The 18,586-nt window shown below is 69.8% G+C and carries 11 protein-coding genes and 2 pseudogenes; 7 read left to right on the top strand and 6 right to left on the bottom strand.

From position 1 onward, the window contains the following. Positions 1 to 773 precede the first annotated feature (773 nt). The 5 genes and pseudogenes from ADK41_RS18435 to ADK41_RS44290 form a co-directional block, all read left to right on the top strand. On the top strand, positions 774 to 1,190 hold the full coding sequence (locus tag ADK41_RS18435) for an SseB family protein (protein WP_030822501.1): 417 nt from the start codon (positions 774 to 776) through the stop codon (positions 1,188 to 1,190). After that, entirely contained in the window at positions 1,180 to 1,836 is a 657-nt protein-coding gene (locus tag ADK41_RS18430) for a hypothetical protein (protein WP_030822498.1), read from the top strand. The genes ADK41_RS18435 and ADK41_RS18430 overlap by 11 nt, the downstream gene beginning before the upstream one ends. Before the next feature lie 2 nt (positions 1,837 to 1,838). Then, positions 1,839 to 6,608, top strand: a complete 4,770-nt coding sequence (locus tag ADK41_RS18425) for a putative T7SS-secreted protein (RefSeq protein ID WP_030822495.1) — start codon at positions 1,839 to 1,841, stop codon at positions 6,606 to 6,608. 29 nt (positions 6,609 to 6,637) lie between these two features. Then, the gene (locus tag ADK41_RS18420; protein ID WP_030822492.1) at positions 6,638 to 7,075 is read left to right on the top strand and encodes a hypothetical protein; all 438 of its coding nucleotides are present in this window, start codon (positions 6,638 to 6,640) and stop codon (positions 7,073 to 7,075) included. A 257-nt stretch (positions 7,076 to 7,332) separates the two neighbouring features. Beyond that, positions 7,333 to 7,527 (top strand): annotated as a pseudogene (locus tag ADK41_RS44290) (contact-dependent growth inhibition system immunity protein); the annotation flags it as partial. A gap of 92 nt (positions 7,528 to 7,619) precedes the next feature. On the opposite strand, the pseudogene ADK41_RS43250 reads toward ADK41_RS44290, so the two are convergent. The 4 genes and pseudogenes from ADK41_RS43250 to ADK41_RS18400 all read right to left on the bottom strand — a co-directional run. Then, a pseudogene (locus tag ADK41_RS43250) lies at positions 7,620 to 7,769 on the bottom strand (IS630 family transposase); the annotation flags it as partial. A 530-nt stretch (positions 7,770 to 8,299) separates the two neighbouring features. Continuing rightward, positions 8,300 to 11,551: a GH92 family glycosyl hydrolase gene (locus tag ADK41_RS18410; protein ID WP_051843036.1), complete on the bottom strand. Its 3,252-nt coding sequence runs from the start codon at positions 11,549 to 11,551 to the stop codon at positions 8,300 to 8,302. Positions 11,552 to 12,363: 812 nt separating this feature from the next. Next, on the bottom strand, positions 12,364 to 13,350 hold the full coding sequence (locus tag ADK41_RS18405) for an aldo/keto reductase (RefSeq protein ID WP_030822483.1): 987 nt from the start codon (positions 13,348 to 13,350) through the stop codon (positions 12,364 to 12,366). Positions 13,351 to 13,689: 339 nt separating this feature from the next. After that, positions 13,690 to 14,112 carry a secondary thiamine-phosphate synthase enzyme YjbQ gene (locus ADK41_RS18400; protein WP_030822481.1) on the bottom strand — a complete coding sequence of 141 codons (423 nt, stop codon included), beginning with the start codon at positions 14,110 to 14,112 and terminating at the stop codon, positions 13,690 to 13,692. An 83-nt stretch (positions 14,113 to 14,195) separates the two neighbouring features. Here ADK41_RS18400 and ADK41_RS18395 point away from each other — a divergent pair, with 83 nt between their 5' ends. Then, the gene (locus ADK41_RS18395) at positions 14,196 to 15,275 is read left to right on the top strand and encodes an NAD(P)-binding domain-containing protein (RefSeq protein ID WP_030822478.1); all 1,080 of its coding nucleotides are present in this window, start codon (positions 14,196 to 14,198) and stop codon (positions 15,273 to 15,275) included. Between the two features lie 18 nt (positions 15,276 to 15,293). Here ADK41_RS18395 and mltG read toward each other — a convergent pair whose 3' ends face one another. Together mltG and ADK41_RS18385 are read right to left on the bottom strand one after the other, a co-directional pair. Further along, positions 15,294 to 16,151, bottom strand: coding sequence for an endolytic transglycosylase MltG (gene mltG / locus ADK41_RS18390; RefSeq protein ID WP_030822475.1), 858 nt, complete (start codon positions 16,149 to 16,151; stop codon positions 15,294 to 15,296). 43 nt (positions 16,152 to 16,194) lie between these two features. After that, complete coding sequence (locus ADK41_RS18385; RefSeq protein WP_030822472.1) at positions 16,195 to 17,997, bottom strand: ABC transporter ATP-binding protein; 1,803 nt, start codon at positions 17,995 to 17,997, stop codon at positions 16,195 to 16,197. A 105-nt stretch (positions 17,998 to 18,102) separates the two neighbouring features. On the opposite strand from ADK41_RS18385, the gene ADK41_RS18380 reads away from it, so the two are divergent. Further along, positions 18,103 to 18,576, top strand: coding sequence for a MarR family winged helix-turn-helix transcriptional regulator (locus ADK41_RS18380; protein ID WP_030822469.1), 474 nt, complete (start codon positions 18,103 to 18,105; stop codon positions 18,574 to 18,576). Positions 18,577 to 18,586: the final 10 nt, after the last annotated feature.

Genomic DNA, 18,586 nt, shown 5'->3' with positions numbered 1-18,586 from the left:
TCGTGCCCTGGGGGCGGCGCGCGCTCCGCGTACCGATCCGTCCGGCCGGTTCGGCACGTCCACCGGCACGCACCCCCTGCCGGCCGACAAGGACTGGACGCGGCACAGGCCCTCTTCGGTCGCTACGCGGAAACCGTCTCCGGAAGCCACCCGGGCCTGCCTGCCGTCGCCGCCCCCTCCCCCACGGAACCGGGCCTGGTCCCGGCCCGAGGAACTCACCTCGGACAGCGCGACAGCACGGTCGCCGGCGCTTCTCGACGCGTTCGCACAAGGCTCATGCGCCGCCCCTGAGTTCGCACGCGACTGGTGGGAGAACCAGCGGACCTCACAGGCGAACGGCGAACGGATCCGTGAGCCGCTCGCCCATCTCATCAGCCATGTGTTCCTGACACTCGAGGACTACGCGATCGAGCCGGGCCTGGAACGCATTTCGCGAGGAGACCATCGGACAGGGAAGGCGACGAACCAGGACACCACCCGGTGACGGCCGACGCATCGCCCGCCCACGCCCGGGTCCGCCAACCGGCCGATCCGTCCAGTGACGCCGCCGGCGCAGGCGCACCCGCTCATTCGGCCCGTCCGAAACCACTCACGCAGCGACGGAAGCCGTGGAGCTACCCGAGGAACGACAACCGCACCTGCCGGTTGTGGTTCGAGACGTTCGTGTCCGCCGACCTCCGTCAAGACAGCTTCGACCACAGACGCGAACCATCTCTTCCGAACATACGTCCTGTTCTAGGGTGCCGGTAGTGATCCAGGAGGTGGGAGGGGCCGTGGAGCAGGCAAGGACGGCGCTCGCCGAGCGGATCGCCGAGCGGAGAGCGGGAGTTGGTGATCCGCGGGCGTTGGTCGGTGAGATGCGGCGGTCGGTTCTTCTGGTGCCGGCGGTGGGCGGTGGTCTGTGGTCGGCGCGGTCCGGTGGTGTGCGGTGGGTCTGCGCGTTCACGGACGAGGTGGCGCTGGCGCGTTTCGCGCTGCTGCACGGTCCGGGTGACCGACCGATGGACTACGCCGCGCTGCTGGGCGCGCGGATCGTGGACGAGATCGTGCCGGGTCTGGATGAGCCGGCCGGGCTGGCGGTCGATATCGCGACGGAGGACGGGGCGATGTTCTTCCCGCCGGTGACCGGCGTCGTCCCGGACACAGCAGCTGTGGATGCCGAGGTGGAGGGGAACGGTCGTGGGCGGTGACGGGGTGGACCTCAGCTTCGACCAGGCGTCGGTCGTCAAGTTCACGCAGGGCGTCGGTGCCACCATCGATCAGCTCGGAGACTTGGGCGGGGCGACCGGCTCGGTGATGGGCAAGGGTTTCTCCGAGCTGGCGATGACCGGCATGGAGGCCGGTCACCACGGCCTGTCCGTCGACTTCGAGGACTTCTGCGAGCGGTGGGAGTGGGGCGTGCGGGCCCTGGTGAGCGACGCGAGCGCGATAGCGAACCGTCTCGGTCTGGCGGCGGGTACCCAGTGGGAGCACGACCAGTACGTCGAGGGCACCCTCAAGGTCGGTGTCAACGCCCTGGCGGGCGGCAATCCGCACGCCTCCGAGGAGGAGATCACCCAGCAGGGCTGGGACGAGGTCTTCAAGCCCGACTACCTGGATCCGGACTGGAGCAAGGAGTCGTGGGAGCAGGCCGGCCAGGACATCGAACAGACCTGGAAGGACACCGGGCGCACCGTTCTCACCGAGGGGCAGGTCGGTGATCTGACGTCGAGGATCGACGACGCGGCCGGCGTCACACCGGAACTGCGTGAGCAGGCACTGGACAACGTCTTCGGGCCGTCGCCGGAGGAACGCGCCCAGCAGCAACAGCAGAGCGGCGAGCGCGGGGGCAGGTGAGCATGGGCATCGGCGACTTCATCAGTGACATCACGCCGGACTCGGTGGAGGACGCGGTCGAGGACGGCGTCGAGTGGGTCGGGAACAAGGTGGAGGGCGCGGGCAATTGGACCGCGGACCGGCTGGACGACGTCGGCTGGGAGTCCGGCGCGGACTGGGTGCGCGAGCAGTCGCGCTCGGTGGCGAACCGGATGGGCGCCGAGGTCGACGAGATGGACCTTGGGCAGACCGAGGACAGGACCAAGCTCATCTACGGCAGCCCGGAGAAGATCCGCTCCACTGCCGAGAAACTCCGCGGTTTCCAGACCGCGTTCGACAACGCCGGAGAAGGCCTCAAAGGTCTGGACTCCTCACAGCTCAAGGGCAAGGCGGCCGAGGCGCTGCGCACGGCGGTGAGCACCCAGCCGCCGAAGTGGTTCACCGGCGCCGACGCTTGCGAGAAGGCCGCCGCCGCACTGGAGGCGTTCGCCAGAACTGTCACCTGGGCACAAGGGCAGGCGCAGACGGCGATCGACAAGTGGAAGGAAGGCGTCAAGGCTTCCGAGGAAGCGGCCGACGCGCACCGCAAGCGAATCGAGGACTACAACAGGGCCGTCGACCGCCACAACGCCGATCCGGGGAAGTACGACGTCTCCACCCTGCCGTCGCGCCCCGCGTCGACGTTCGACGACCCGGGCAAGAAGTTGATGCAGGAGGCGCAGGAAATCCTCACCGAGGCGCGCAAGCAGCGGAACACCGCTGCCGAGACCGCCCGCGGCGCGGTCCGCGCGGCACGGGACACCGCCCCCGAGAAGCCGTCCTACGCCGAGCAGGCCCTGAGCGGTCTGCAGGAGACGCAGATCATGGGCGACCACATCGGCGGCGGCATCGTCAAGGGCACCGCCGGCCTGCTCAACTTCGTCCGTGGCGTCAACCCGCTCGACCCGTACAACATCACCCACCCCGCCGAGTACACCACCAACCTCAACAGCCTCGCCTCCGGCCTCGTCCTCGCGGCCAACGACCCGGTCGGCACGGGCAAGCAGATGGTCAGCGACTTCATGAAGGACCCCTACGAGGGCTTCGGACGTCTGCTGCCGGACGTCGCGCTGACCGTCGCCACCGGCGGTGCGGGCGCAGGTGTCAAGGGCGTGCGGATCGCCGCCGACGCGGCCCGGGCACGCAAGATCCTCGACGACGTTCCGGACGGCACCCACAACCGCCCCGACCACGCGCGCACCACCGACGGCACCGACCCCGTCGACCTCGCCTCCGGCCGCATGTTCCTCCCCCGGACCGACGTCGAACTGCCCGGCATCCTGCCCCTGACGTTCACCCGCCGCACCGAGTCCGGCCTCACGGCCGGCCGGTTCCTCGGGCCGTCCTGGACCTGCACCGTCGACGAGCGGCTGGAGATCGATGCGGTCGGCGTCGTCCACGTCACCGCCGACGGCCTGTTGATCCCGTATCAGCATCCGATACCGGGCTCCCCCACCCGCCCCGAGTCGGGAACGGCCCGCACGCTGCTCGCGCGCGACGGCAACGGCGACTACACGGTCACCGACCCCGACACCGGCCTGACCCGCCGCTTCACCGCCCCGTACGATGCCGAGCCCGGCGGCGACGGCGACGCCTGGTTGACCACTCTCATCGACCGCAACGGTCACACGATCACCGTCGACCGCACCGAGGACGGGCTGCCGCTGGCCCTGGTCCACTCGGGCGGCTATCACGTGAAGCTGACCGTCACCGACAGGAAGATCACCGCTCTCCTCCTGGCCGGTGCGGGCGAGACGGGTGCGGACCTGCCGCTGATGTCCTACGGCTACGACCAGAACGGCAACCTCACCACCGTCACCAAGCCCTCCGGCGCCACCACCACCTTCCTCCACGACGACCGCCACCGCGTCACCGCCTGGATCGACTCCAACAACAGCCGCTACGACTACACCTACGACCACCACGACCGCGTCATCGCCGAAGGCGGCGAGGCCGGCCACGTCCAGATCACCCTCACCTACACCGGCCCCGACCCCGAGACCGGCCACCGCACCACCACCCTCACCACCGCCGACGGGCGGAGCACCCGGCACCTCATCAACCACCGCTGCCGTGTGATCGCCACCACCGACCCGGTCGGCAACACCAGCCGGTACAGCTACGACGCACACGGCAACCTCGTGAGCCGTACCGACCCACTGGGGCGAACGACCGCCTTCACCTACGACGAGGACGGCCGTCTCGTCTCGACGGTCCGCCCCGACGGCAGCGGACACACCATGAGGCCGGGGCGTTTCGGGAGGCACACGGAACTGGTCGGACCCGACGGGGCGCGATGGTTCCAGGAGTTCGACGAACGCGGTAACCGCACCTCCGTCACCGACCCCGGCGGTGGCACGACTCGCTTCACCTACGACACCCGAGGTCGCCTGACGTCGGTCACCGACGCACTCGGCGCCGTCACCACGGTGCGGTGCGACGATGCGGGGCTGCCGGTACAGGTCACCGACCCGGCAGGGGGCGAAGTCCTGCTGGAGCGCGATGCGTTGGGCAGCGTGGTCCGTGTCACCGACCCGGGCGGCGGGGTGACCTGCCTCGAGTGGGATGCCGACAGGAATCTCGTCCGACGCGTCGCACCGGACGGCACCGCCGAGTCCTGGACCTACGACGGGGAGGGCAACCAGCTCACGCACACCGACCCGGTCGGCGGTGTTCTCCGTTGCGAGTACAGCCACTTCGATCTGCTGACCGCCCGAACTGCTCCTGACGGCGCTCGATACACATTCGCGTACGACGCCAGCCTCCGACTCGTCGAGGTCGCCGATCCGCAGGGCGCACGGTGGACGTACGAGTACGACGCGGCAGGCCACGTGGCCGCGGAGACCGACTTCGACGGCAGGACGCTCCGCTACCGGTTCGACCCCGCCGGGCTGCTGCTCTCCCGCACGGACGTGCTCGGGCAGACCATCACCTTCGGACGTGACCAGCTGGGACGGGTGCTGCGGAAGGACGCCGCGGGGAAGGTCACCACCTACGAGTACGACCCGGCCGGACGCCTTCTGCGTGCGACGGGGCCGGACAGTGAACTGCTCTGCGTGTACGACCGTCGTGGCCGGCTCAAGGCCGAGATCGTCGACGGCCGCACCATGAGCTACGCCTACGACGCCGTGGGACGCAGGACCCGTCGCATCACGCCCACCGGGCATGTCACCACCTACGGATACGACACGGGCGGCCGCCCCGGACGACTGACCACCGGCCGGAACTCGGTCTTCTTCACCCACGACGTCGCGGGCCGTGAAACGGCCCGGGTCTTCGGTGACGTCGAGGGCGCCCTCACCATCGCCTCCGCCTGGGACGCGGCCGGTCGTCTTGCCACCGAACACGTGAGCGTCGGCGGCCGGACACTCAACCGGCGTGCCTACACCTACCGCCCGGACGGCTATCTCAGCGCGGTCGACGACCAGTGGGCCGGAAACCGTTCCTTCGACCTGGATGCTGTCGGCCAGGTCGTCGGCGTCCGGGCGCAGAACTGGTCCGAGCGGTACGTGTACGACGCGAGCGGCAACCAGGTGGAGGCCATCTGGCCCGTCTCTCATCCGGGGAGCGAGGCGATCGGACAGCGGGCCTACGCCGGCTCGGCGATCCTCCGTGCCGGAGCCGTCCGCTTCGAGCACGACGTGCTCGGCCGCATCACCCTCCGCCAGAAGCGGCGTCCGTCCCGGCGCCCGGACACCTGGCGCTACACCTGGGACGCAGAGAACCGCCTCACCTCGGTCGTCACTCCGGACGGAACCCATTGGCGCTACCGGTACGACGCGCTGGGCCGTCGCATCGCCAAACAGCGGCTGGCCGACGACGTCGAGACGGTGGCCGAGGAGATCCGGTTCTCGTGGGACGGGATGACGCTCTGCGAAGAGGCCATCCTTCAGGCTGACCTCCGAACCACGGTCGCCCTCACCTGGGACCACCGCTCCGGTGTTCCCCTGTCCCAGACCGAGCGCGTCCTCGGTGCGGGCACCCGCCAGGAAGAGATCGACCGTCGGTTCTTCGCCATCGCCACCGATCTGGTCGGCACGCCCACCGAGCTGATCGACGAGGACGGCGCCGTCGCGTGGTGCAGGCGGGCCACCCTGTGGGGCACCACTGCCTGGGCGAGAGACAGCAAGGCCTACACTCCGCTGCGCTTTCCCGGCCAGTACTACGACCCCGAGACCGGCCTCCACTACAACCTGTTCCGTCACTACGATCCCGAGACAGCCCGCTACATCACGCCCGACCCCCTCGGTCTCGCTCCCGCGCCCAACCCCGTCGCCTACGTACGCAACCCCCACACCTGGTCCGATCCGCTCGGGCTCAGTCCTTATCCGCGCGGCGAGCGAGGCAACCCGTTCGACCACCGTGCCGACGCGGAGCGGGCCGCCTACGAGCTCGCCGGCGTGCGGTACGGCGAGGAACCGATCGCCGAATGGACCGTGACCGGGGATCGGCACCTCAAGCACGCCCCCGGGTACATCTATTCGTCCGACCCGGCCCACTGGGGTCACTTCCGCCAGTTCGAGACGGACAACGGCTCGCGCGTGGTGGTCGAGCACACCCACGATCCGGCGGGCCCGCACTTCCATGCCGGAAAACCGAAGAACGACGACACTCGAAGCCTGGTCAACTTCGGCTGGGACAACACACAGATCCAACGGCCGGACGGCACCGTCGGCTATCCGGAGTCCATGGAGAGGTATGCCAAGATAAACAAGCCAGGCGGTGATCATCACCTTTTCTATTCGGGCGGCTGAACCCGGCGAACCGACGGAGGGTAAGCAGTATGGACGACCGGCTGACGCCACACTGGCTGGAGATCTTCGAGAACTGCGGTCTCGAGATCGTGGAGGACCAGACGCACGACGGACCTCCCGTCAATGCCGCGCTCCATGCCGTGAACGGGGTCGAGGTCCGGCCGTCGGCCGAGGTCTCCGACTCGGACCCTCAGGCCCTGGAGAAGCTGAGCAGGGAGTGGCATCGGCGGGCCGAGCCTGCGCGCTTGTTCATGGAGAGCGGCGATTTCCTGGTCCTGCCCCCTGGATCCGGCGGGAGCAAGGTCGGCTGGGTGCGGGTGAGGGACCGTGGCGGCGAGGACCTTCCCTCGCGTGTCGCCGCCGCGACGGGCGCCCCCGAGTTCATCGCCGTCTCGGTGGACGGACGTCATCTGTGTGCCTCCACGGTGGAGGACGACGACTACTGGGTGGTCGTGCACGAGTTCTGAGGCCCGGAACCTCGCCGCCGACCTGGGCACGCGCATGGGGTCCCAGGCTCCGTCGTGCCCGTACGTGACGAGCGTCTTCCTCTCGTCCCTCATCTTGTAGCCGGTGTTCAGGCAGTCGATGACCGAGCGGGGTCCGGCTGTGTTGATCGACAAGCGTAAGCAAGTGATCACCGAGTCGGATCGGCCCAACGGCTTCCTGCATTCCATCGGACACCGTTGAGCTTCTCCGGAGAGCTGGAAGAGAATGTTGTCCGACATTGTGGACAAGACACGTTCCGTCGAAGAATTGGAAGGCGTCAGCCGGCCCGATCCGCCGTCCGACACCACCTCTCGTCCGTTCGGTGCACGCCCTGCGAAAGCGGCCCGTGGGCGAACTGTCCACGGAGGAGATGCGCAGGCTGATCGGTCAGGACATCGGGATGTGCTGGCTCCTTCCGATGGCCTTGGAGCACCTTCGCGTGGCCGCGCGACAGGAGGCGGTATCCGTCTGGCTCGACGACGACCTGTTGTCCGCGGTCGTCTCACCCAAGGCTGACAGAGAGGGGCCGATCACCGTCTTGACCCAGGCCAGCGTCCATCGCTGGTCCTCCCGGCCATGCGCGGCCGGCCCCTTGGCCAGCTCCGCCTCCAGCTGAGCGAACTGCTGATCACTCAGCCTCGGCAGAGACGCCGGCCCCTGGGACCGCAGGGACTGCCACCGGTGGAATCGCCCCGCCCGAGATCACTGCAGACCCGCTCCAACTCGCTGAGCCGGAGAAACGAACAGCGCAAGACCTCGCAGTCGCCCAGGCCGCCGCCGTCCGCGAACAGTGGGGCGACCTCCTTACCTCGATCGGCCGCGTGCCCCGCTCCGAGTGGCCGCCGCGCGAGTGCCGCGAGTGGGAACAGCCGACCCCGAGGACGCCTCCGCCGTCGGCCGCCTGCCGCTCGTTCTCCGCGACCACCCGCCGCGCCTGCACCCGGGCGGCTCCTGTCATGGTGAGAAAAACCGGAAGGTCGTCACGGTGTCCGTGGCCGGCGTCGTAGCCGGAGATGCCGACGGCACGGCAGCCGTGGCCGCCCCGTTCGGACAGGCGTCGGCGCCCATTGGACGGTGAGCCGGAGGCCGGGGTGGGCGAGTACGCGAAGGGCCCCGGCGCTTTCGCGCCGGGGCCCTGATGAGAGGGGTGCGCCGATCCGGAACGGCGCACCGCCGGCTGGGTTTCGGCGGTCCGCCGTCCCTCTCTAGACGAGCGTCATAGCGTAGATCTCGACGCGGGAGTCGTCCGGCAGCGAGACCGAACGGACCGTCCTGCCCCCATCGAGCTCGGCAGCCGTACCGAAGAGCCGAATGGACGGCCCGTCGACACCGCTGCCCCGCTTGATGCGGTGCGGCATGTCGAGGACGACCGTGCTGCCGTTCGGCGCGGAGCCCGCCCAGTCGCCGAACGTCACCGGCGCCTCCGTGCTGCTGCCGTCCGTGTAGTGCACGGTCAGTGTGGTGGTCACAGGACCGTTGTGCGCCGAGCCGACCAGCCTCAGCGCACTGTGGTGTCCGGCGGGCAGCAGGAGGGCCTGCCCGCTTGCTTCGAGGAAGTTGTTCGCCGTGCCGGTGGGTTCCGGCGCGTCGTACGTCACCCCGTCCCAGGTGACCGGCCCCGCCTTGGGCAGCAGGTCGCCGTCATAGCTCCAGCCATGCCCGTCGAAGTCGCCCTCGTCGGAGTTCGCCACCGTGGCCGTGCCGTCGTGGCCGAGGTCTGCGCGCAGGTTCACTGCGCACTGCCCGTTCGCCTCACTCGCGCAGGTCGTGGCGGCTCCCACCGTGACGGTGGCCTTGCGGGTGACCGAGTTCGTCCCTCGGCCCGCGACCTTCACCTCCACCGGGTAGGACCCGGCCGCGACGCCCGGGGGCACGGTGATGTCGAGCGACACCTTCTTCTGGACCGGGAGGCGACCGGAATCGATCACCAGTGGTGAACGCTGTGCCGTCGTGGCCTTCCAGCCGCTGGGCGCCTTCGCCGTGACCGACACGTTCAGCTTGCCGGGAGCCTGCCCGAGGACGTCCAGCGTGAACTTCGCGGTCTGTGCGGCGTCACCCGTGGGGACGACCGCCGAGGCGGGACGCAGCGACGCGTCGACGTGCTTGCGGCTGTCGGGGGACGCCTGGTTGACGGAAGGCGGCTGGGCGCCCTTGCCCGTGCCCCAGGAGGAGGGGGAGGTCCCGAGCCGGTGGGCAAGGGTTCCGCCGTGCGCGAGCTTGTTCCAGCTCAGCCAGGTCTGGGGTACGTCCCGGCCGTTCAGGGCCACGCTCTGCACGTACCGCTTCGTGTCGCTCGCTCCGGGTGCTTCGATCGTCAGCGTGCCGCCCTGGCCCTTGGTGCCGGACGCCTTGGGATAGCTGCCGATCCGGACGGTCGCCGATTCGAACTGCGGGCTGGACACGGCCAGGAAGTCGCCGCCGCTCATCGTCGGGTAGAGGCCGAGGGAGGAGAAGACGTACCAGGCCGACATGGTGCCCAGGTCGTCGTTTCCCGTCATCCCGTCCGGCCCGTTGGTGAACAGCGTCATCGCCGCACGCACCACGGTCGCGGTCTTCGCCGGGGCGCCGACCCAGTTGTACATGTACGGGGCGTGCAGGTCCGGCTCGTTGTTCGGGTTGTACGTCGGCTTGCCGTAGTAGTCGTACGGCTGCGAGATCCAGTCATTCCGGGCGGTGCCCGCCGGGTCGGTGAGTAGCTTGTCGTGGACGAAGAAGGAGTCGAGCCGCTTCTCGGTGGCGCTCCGGCCGCCCATCAGGCTGACGAGGCCAGCCGGGTCCTGCGGTACCAGCCACTGGTACTGGTACGCGCCGCCCTCATGGAATTGGTGCCCCGCCTCGACCGGGTCGTAGGGCGTGAGCCAGGTGCCGTCGGCCGTCCGCGGCCGGAACTGCTGGATCGAGGAGTCCCACAGGTTCCGGTACCACTGGCCGCGCGCGGCGAACATCTTGGCGTCCGACTTGTGTCCGAGCCGGTCGGCCATCAGCGCAAGCGACGCATCGGCGGCGGAGTACTCCATCGTCGCCGACGCCGGGTGCTTGCAGTCGTTGTCGCCGCCCTTGTCCGCGCAGTCCTTGCCGAGCTCGAGACCTGACGGGATGTAGCCGCGCCCGGTGTAGTGGTCCGATCCCGAGCGTCCGTTGTACGGCGAGTCGGCGGGCGGGGTGCTGGTCGCGTTCTTCTTCAGCAACGCGTAGGTCTCCGCCTCATGTCCGGCGAGCAGACCCTTTGACCAGGCCTCTACGAGAAAGGGCGTGACCGGGTCACCGGTCATGATGTTGGTCTCGCTGTTGGCGAGCGCCCAGCGGGGCAGCCAGCCGCCGTCCCGGCCGGCCGCGACGACCGACAGCGCGACGTCCCGGGCGACCTTCGGCTCCAGCATCTGCAGAAGCTGGTTCTGCGGCCGGTAGGTGTCCCAGAGCGAGAAGTTCTGATACGGCGTGTAGTCCTTTGCCGTGTGCGTCTTGTTGTCGAACCCCTGGTACATGCCGTCGACGTCACCGGCGAGATTCGGGTGCAACTGGCTGTGGTAGAGCGCGGTGTAGAAGGCCTTCTGCCGGTCCGCCGCGCCTCCGCCGACCCGGATGGAATCCAGCTGCTTCTTCCAGGTGTCCCGCAACGCCGCACGCGTGGCGTCGAAGTCGAAGGACTCCTTGGTCTCCGCGGCCAGGTTCTTACGGGCGCCCTCCACACCGGTGTAGGACAGCCCCACCTTCAGGACGGCGTCCCGGTCGGTGGTCGCGTCGAAGGTCACCCAGGCGCCGTTCTGGCCGCCTCCCTCCGCGTCGCGGGTGCCGGGCTCGGGGTCTGCGCCGTCCCACGTGCCGTAGGCCTTGAAGGGCCGGTCGAAGGTGGCGCTGAAGTACACCGTGTGCTCGTCGTGTCCGGCACAGAAGCCCCCGGCGTGCACCCGGCCCTCGATGGTGCGGTCACCGACGACGTGGACCTCGGAGTCCAGTACGGACTGGTTGGCCTTGCCCGTGTTGAACAGGACGTTGGCCGAACCGGTGGAGGGGAAGGTGTAGCGCTGCCACCCGGTGCGCTCGGTGGCGGTGAGTTCCGCGTCGACGTCGTACTTCTTCAGCCCCACCCGGTAGTAGCCGGGACTGGCCTGCTCGTCGTCGTGGCTGTACGGGGAGCGGTAGGCGTTCGGGTCCACGGAGTCGACTGCACCCGTGGTCGGCATGATGGGCAGCTCGCCCATGACGCCGCAGCCGACGCCGGACAGGTGCGTCTGGCTGAATCCGTGGATCGAGTTCTGCTTGTAGTCGTAGCCGCCCTGGCCGCCGGTGTCCGGACTGACCTGGACCATGCCGAACGGCGCGCTCGCCCCGGGGAAGGTGTTGCCGAAGTTCTGGGTTCCGACGAACGGATTGACCAGATCGATCGGTTCCGCGCCCGCGGCGGCGGCGGGCTCGGCGATGCCGACCACTCCACCACTCACGAGTACGGCGGCCATCAGACCGGCTGTTATACCGGAAGCACGGGGACGGAACGGTCTGAAAGCAAACCGCATGGGGTATTTCCCTTCGAGTCCTGCTCATCTGACAACGTTGTCACTCTGTTCGTTCGCACCATAATCCCCGGCCGCCCCGGATGTCACTGGGTGAGCGGGGGCAAATTCTGACGCACTGCATCGATTCTCCAGAGTGGGGCGGCGACACCCGAGATCCGGCTCCGCCGGCTGCTGAACGGGCATTCGAGCCAAGTCGGCGGAGAACGGAGTGGGGTTGAGCAGCTGCCGCTGCCAGGTCCGTCTGATCAGGTGCGCCGTACAGCCGGGTGTGGCACTGCCCGCACAGGGCGATCCTCGTCAGGAGATACTCACGATTCGAGTTGCGTGTCCACGGCACCATTCGGTGGAGTATCACCTTCTTCAACGCTTCGCGGGTCGCTCGGTCCCACAGCCCCTCACAGGGCCTTACGGGATTCCCGTCCTTGCCGAGCACCGGCTTGTGCTGGTGCATCAGGTAGCCATGCGGCTTCCCGCAGGTTGACCCGATCTTCGTTCGGGACGAAGAGGTCGTGGTTTCGAATCCCGCCGTTCCGAAAGCTGAAACACCAAGTCAGAGGGCCCAGTGCGCAAGTTGCACTGGACCCTCTGGCGTTGCTGCGTGACTACCGCTCGTGATCGCCCTCGAAGAGGCCGTGCATGACCACGGCCCGGCCTGGATCACGGGGCGGAGCTGCTTCCGGTAGACCTCTTCAGCAACGGAACGGTCACCTGTCCTGGCTTCGGTGCCGAAGCCCCCCGATCTGCCTCGTGGACCGTCAGTGGACGGCGTCGAGCCGGGCTCGCTGATCAGCTGTCAGCTCCAGGTCCACCGCGGCCAGGTTCTCCTCCAGTTGCGCCAGGGACGACGCCCCGGCCAGCGGGATGACCGGCAGCTCGCCGCCGATCTGCCAGGAGAGGACGACCTGGTTGACGGTGGCGCCGGCCTCCCGGGCGACGGAACGCAGCTCGGCGAGCCGGGCCGGGGTGCCCGGGTGGTCGTAGTCCGCCGGCAGCGGCTTGTCCTCGCGTACGTACGCACCGGCGAGCAGCGGGGAGTAGGCGACGAGGGTCAGGGCGGGCTCAGCCCGCAGGTAGCCGAACAATTCGGGGCCGGCGTGGCCGAGGCTGCCGTCCGGGAAGAGGTCGCTCGGCACGTCGAACCGGGGGCGCAGGTGGCTGTGCTGGTACTGGAGCACCTCGTATCCGGGCAGCCCGGCCGCGGCGGCCAGCGCCCGGGCCCGTTCGACCCGCCACATCGCCTGGTTGCTGGCGCCGAGGAGTCCGACCGTACCCTCCGCGGCCAAGGCGCCGAATCCTTCAACGGTCTCCTGCTGCGATACGGAATAGTCGTCGATATGCGCGTACAGCAGGTCCAGCTTGTCGACACCCAGCCGTTCCCTGCTGGCCTCGGCCGCTTCGCGGATCACCTTGGCCGACAGACCCTCCGGGTTGTCGACGAAGCCGGTACCGGGAGCCAGGGGACGGGCGCCGAGCTTGGTGGCGATGACGATCTCGTCACCGACGCCCCGGCTGCGCCGCCACCGGCCCAGGACGTTCTCGCTGTGACCGCCCTGTCCCCCGTCGGTCCAGAAGGCGTAGTTGTCGGACGTGTCGATGAAGTTCCCGCCCGCTTCGACGTAGCGGTCGAGAAGGGCGAAAGAGGTCTTCTCGTCGGTGAGCGAACCGAACAGCATCGCGCCGAGCGCGAGCACGCTCACCTCACGCCGGTGGGCAGGGTCGGTGCCTATGGTGCGGTATTTCATGGTTGTCCTCCCCTTCGGCCCGGTAGTCCGGGCTCGATGGGGAGTCTGCATTGTGAAGTGCACTCCAGGTCAAGCGTTCCGGGGCTCCCCGGGGACGGAGTCCCCGGGGAGCCCCGGCGGCGGACGTCAGCCCACTGCCGGCAATGGCCTGACACAGGTCAGGCCCAGGCATTGTCGGTCAGCACGCGTTCGATGCGGGTGATGCCGAGTTCCTCGCGGATGGCATCCTCCCCAGGCGCACATCGCCGCGCAGCACTGCTCATCCAGCCCTGCCCAGAGCTGGGCCTCTCTCACTTGGTACGGCCGGACATCACTCCTGCAGTGACGGCAGACGCAGCCCTACCCGAGGAATGACAAACGGACCTGCCGGTTTGCGTTGTCGCGATTTGTGTCGACCAGGCACACCGACTGCCAGGTGCCCAGTTCCAGTCGTCCGTCCACCACCGGGAGCGTCGCGTGCGGCGGGACGAAGGCGGGCAGGACGTGGTCGCGGCCGTGTCCGGGGCTGCCGTGGCGGTGCTGCCAGCGGTCGTCGGCGGGCAGCAGGGTGTGCAGGGCGGACAGGAGGTCGTCGTCGCTGCCGGCGCCGGTCTCGATCACGGCGACACCGGCCGTGGCGTGCGGCACGAAGACGTTCAGCAGGCCGTCCCGGCCGGCCGCCGTCTCCCGCAGGAAGGCCTCGCAGTCGCCGGTGATGTCGACGACCCTCTCGGCGGAGCCGGTGGCGATGGTCAGGACTCGGGTGGTGAAGACATCGGACATGCGCTCCATCCTGGCCCATGCGCCCGGCTTCACGGGGGAACGGTGCCGGGAAGACCCACGGCCTCCTCCTGGTTGGTGGACATGTGAACACCATGCGCGAGGTCGAGGTGGTCGTCATAGGCGCCGGGCAGGCCGGACTGTCGAGCGCCTATCACCTGCGGCGGACCGGCTTCGAGCCGGACCGCGACTTCGTGGTGCTGGACCACTCCCCCGGCCCCGGCGGCGCCTGGCAGTTCCGGTGGCCCTCGCTGACGTACGGCAAGGTGCACGGGATGCACGCGCTGCCCGGCATGGAGCTTGCCGGCGCCGATCCGGCGCGGGCCTCCTCCGAGGTGATCGGCGAGTACTTCGACCGCTACGAGAAGACCTTCGACCTGCGGGTACGACGTCCGGTGGACGTGCGGGCCGTGCGGGAGGGGACCGGCGGACGGCTGCGGGTGGAGACCTCGGACGGCGACTGGTCGACGCGGGCGCTGATCAACGCCACCGGCACCTGGGACCGGCCGTTTTGGCCGCACCGTCCGGGCCGGGAGACCTTCCGGGGGCGGCAGGTGCACACGGCGTGGTACCCGGGGCCGGAGGCGTTCGCCGGGCAGCGGGTGGTCGTGGTGGGCGGCGGCGCGTCGGGTACCCAGCACCTGCTGGAGATCGCGCCGTACGCGGCGGCCACGACGTGGGTGACCCGGCGGCCCCCGGTCTTCCGTGAGGGCCCCTTCGACGAGGAGGCGGGCCGGGCGGCCGTGGCGCTCGTCGAGGAGCGGGTGCGGCAGGGACTGCCGCCGCGCAGTGTCGTCTCCGTGACGGGGCTGCCGCTCGACGACGCGGTCCGCCGGGGTCTGGCGGGCGGTGTGCTCGACCGGCAGCCCATGTTCGACCGGATCACGCCCGACGGCGTGGAATGGAGGGACGGGCGGCGGGTGGCGGCGGACGCCATCCTGTGGGCGACCGGCTTCCGCCCCGCCGTCGGGCATCTCGCCCCGCTGCGGCTGCGGGAGCCGGGGGGCGGGATCCGGGTCGAGGGCACGCGGGCGGTCGCCGACCCGCGGGTCCATCTGGTCGGCTACGGCCCCTCGGCGAGCACCGTCGGCGCCAACCGGGCCGGACGCGCGGCGGTGCGGGACATCCGGCTGCCGCCGGCGCGGGAGGAGCGGGTCGCGGCGTGACGGCCGGGGGCCGGCCGCTCACTTCGCCGACGGTTCGCTCGCCTTCCCGCTCGCCTTCTTCCGCCGGGTCTCGGCCTCGGCGACGTTGCGCCGGTGTTCCGCGTAGTCGGCCGTGAAGCGGGTGTCGCCCGGCTCGACGGTGACGAAGTAGAGCCAGTCGCCCGGAGCCGGGTTGATCGCGGCGCGCACCGCGTCCTCGCCGGGGTTGCCGATCGGGGTCGGGGGCAGTCCCATGCGCTGGTAGGAGTTGTAGGGGCTGTCGACCTCGGTGTCGGCGGCCGTCGTGCCCGGCGTCGTGCGGTTCAGGGCGTAGCTGACGGTGGAGTCCATCTGGAGCGGCATCCCGCGCTCCAGCCGGTTGAAGATCACCCGGGCCACCTTGCCCATGTCGGCCCTGGTGGCCGCCTCCGCCTGGACGATGCTCGCGACGGTGACCGCCTGGTAGACGTTCATCGCGTTGCGCTGCGCGCCGGCGGCGACCGGTACTCCGTTGAACTTCTTGTCGGCGGTGTCGACCATGCGGGACAGCAGCTTCTGCGGGGTCGCCTTCTCCTTCAGCGGATAGGTCGCCGGGAAGAGGTAGCCCTCCGGGTTGCCCCCGGCCTCGTCGGGCAGCTTCAGGTCCGCCTTGGCGAGGGACTTCCTCGTGGTGCCGGCGGGCAGGTCGAGGACCTCGTCGACGGCGGCGTACACCTGGCCCGCGCGCCAGCCCTCCGGGACCACCAGGGCCGTGGGGCGGGGGTCGTCGCCGCCGTTCAGGATCAGCAGCGGCACCGCCACGGCGGTGCCGGCCACGACGGCCCCGAGCGTCGCGAGGGCGAGGCGGCCCCGGCGCGTCAGTCGGATCGTGCTCCGTGACGGAGTGTTCGTCTGCATGCGGGCACGGTAACCCGCACATCATCACAAACCTGGCATATCTTCATCTCGTCGGCTCCAGTCGGGCGTCCCGGCGCACGAGGGCCGCATAGCGTCCGCCGCGCTCCAGCAGCTCCTCGTGCGTGCCGCGTTCGACCACGCGGCCGGAGTCGAGGACCACGATCTGGTCGGCGTTCCGGACGGTGGACAGCCGGTGGGCGATGGTGACCGTGGTGCGGTCGGCCGACAGCGCGTCGACGGCCTGCTGGACGGCGGCCTCGGTACGGGTGTCCAGGGCGCTGGTGGCCTCGTCCAGCACCAGGACCGGCGGGTCGCGCAGGATGGTGCGGGCGATCGCCAGGCGCTGCTTCTCGCCGCCGGAGAAGCGGTGGCCGCGCTCGCCGACCACCGTGTCGTACCCGTCGGGCAGGGCGGCGATGTGGTCGTGGATCTGCGCCGCCCGCGCCGCCGCGTGCAGTTCCTCGTCGGTCGCGTCCGGCTTGGCGAAGCGCAGGTTGTCCGCGACCGAGGCGTGGAAGAGATACGTCTCCTGCGAGACGACGCCCACCGCGCGGGCCAGCGTGTCGAAGTCGAGGTCGCGGACGTCGACGCCGTCGAGGGTGACCCGGCCGCCCGTGACGTCGTACAGCCGCGGCACGAGGTGACCGAGGGTGGACTTGCCGGCGCCGGTCGGCCCGACCACGGCGAGGCTGCCGCCCGGGGGGACGGTGATGTCGATGCCGTCGAGGACGGGGCCGCCCTTGTCGTCGTATCCGAAGGTGACGCCCTCGAAGCGGACCTCGCCCTTGACCCGGTCGAGGTGGACCGGGTCCGCGCGCTCGGTGATGTCGATCGGGAGGTCGAGGTACTCGAAGATGCGCTGGAAGAGCGCGAGCGACGTCTGGATCTGGACACCGGTGGACAGCAGGCTCACGGCCGGGCGGAACAGCCCCTGCTGGAGCGAGACGAAGGCGACGACGGTGCCGATGGACACCCCGGGACCGCCCGTCCGCAGGGCGATGCCGGCCGTCCAGTAGATGATCGCCGGCATGGCCGCCATGACGATCGTGATGACGGCCATGCGCCAGCGGCCGGCCATGTTCGACCGGACCTCCAGGTCGACCAGACGCTCGGACTCGTCCGAGAAGGCGCCGGTCAGGGAGTCGGAGCGGCCCATGGTGCGGCCGAGCAGGATGCCGCTGACCGAGAGCGACTCGGTGACCGTGGCGGCCATCGCCGCCATCTGCTTCTGACGCTGGGTGGTGATCTTCTTGCGTTCGTTGCCGACGCGTCGGCTGATCCAGACGAACACCGGCAGCAGCACCAGGGAGACAACGGTCAGCCGCCAGTCGAGGGCCAGCATCGCGACGACGGTGGCGACCACGCTGGTGAGGTTGGAGACCAGGGACGTCGCCGTGGAGGTCACGGTGGCCTGCATGCCGCCGATGTCGTTGGCGATGCGGGACTGGACCTCGCCGGTGCGGGTGCGGGTGAAGAAGGCGAGCGACATGCGCTGGAGCCGGCCGTAGACGGCGGTGCGCAGGTCGTGCATCACGCGCTGGCCGACGGTGGTCGAGATCAGCGTCTGCAGCACGCCGAAGACGCTGGTGAGGACGGCGCTGAGGATCATGCCGAGCGCGAGCAGGCTGAGCAGTCCGGTGCGGCCCTCGGGGAGGGCGACGTCGAGGATCGCCTTCAGCAGGAACGGGGTGGCGACCGAGACCAGCGACGCGGCGCCGACGAGCAGGCCGACGACCGCGAGGCGGCCCCGGTAGGGACGGAAGAGCTTCAGGATGCGCCGCACCTGCCGGGGTTGCTCCCCGGCGTCGGCGGGCGGGGTCCAGTCGGGTTCGCGGTCGGGGTGCATGGTCTCCTTCGGAACGGGCTCCCGGGGTGGTGGCCCGCGGGCGAGCGGAGCCTAGCTCATTGTTACCTATACTCACAATGAACGACATCCTGATATTGTTCCCGCATGACCGCCCCCGATCCCGACGGCCTGCTGGCCGAGCAGCTGCTTCGGCTGACCCGCCGGGTGCACCGCATCCAGAAGCGCCATCTGGAGCGGCGCGAGCTCGGCATCACCCCTGCCCAGTCGCGGCTGCTGCGCACCCTCGCGCACTACGCCTCGCCGCCCCGCATGGCCGATCTGGCCGAGCGGCTGGAGGTGGTCCCCCGCGCCGTCACCACACTGGTCGACGGACTGGAGGCGCACGGCAAGGTGCGGCGGGTGCCGGATCCGGCCAATCGGCGGGTGATCCGGATCGAGCTCACCGACGACGGGCGCGCGGCCCTGCGGGAACTGCGCGCCGCGCGCCGGTCCGCCGCGGAGGAGATCCTGGCCCCGCTGGGGGAGGCACAGCGCGAGGCGCTGGGCGAGTTGCTGGACACCCTGATCGACGGGGCGGTCCCCCCGCGGTGCGGCGACGCGTCCGCACGACCCGTGTGACGTGACGGTG

The sequence above is a fragment of the Streptomyces caelestis genome (assembly GCF_001279005.1).
Classification (GTDB): domain Bacteria; phylum Actinomycetota; class Actinomycetes; order Streptomycetales; family Streptomycetaceae; genus Streptomyces; species Streptomyces heliomycini.
Note: the sequence above shows the minus strand (reverse complement) of the source record. Positions and strands in the feature narration are given on the sequence as shown.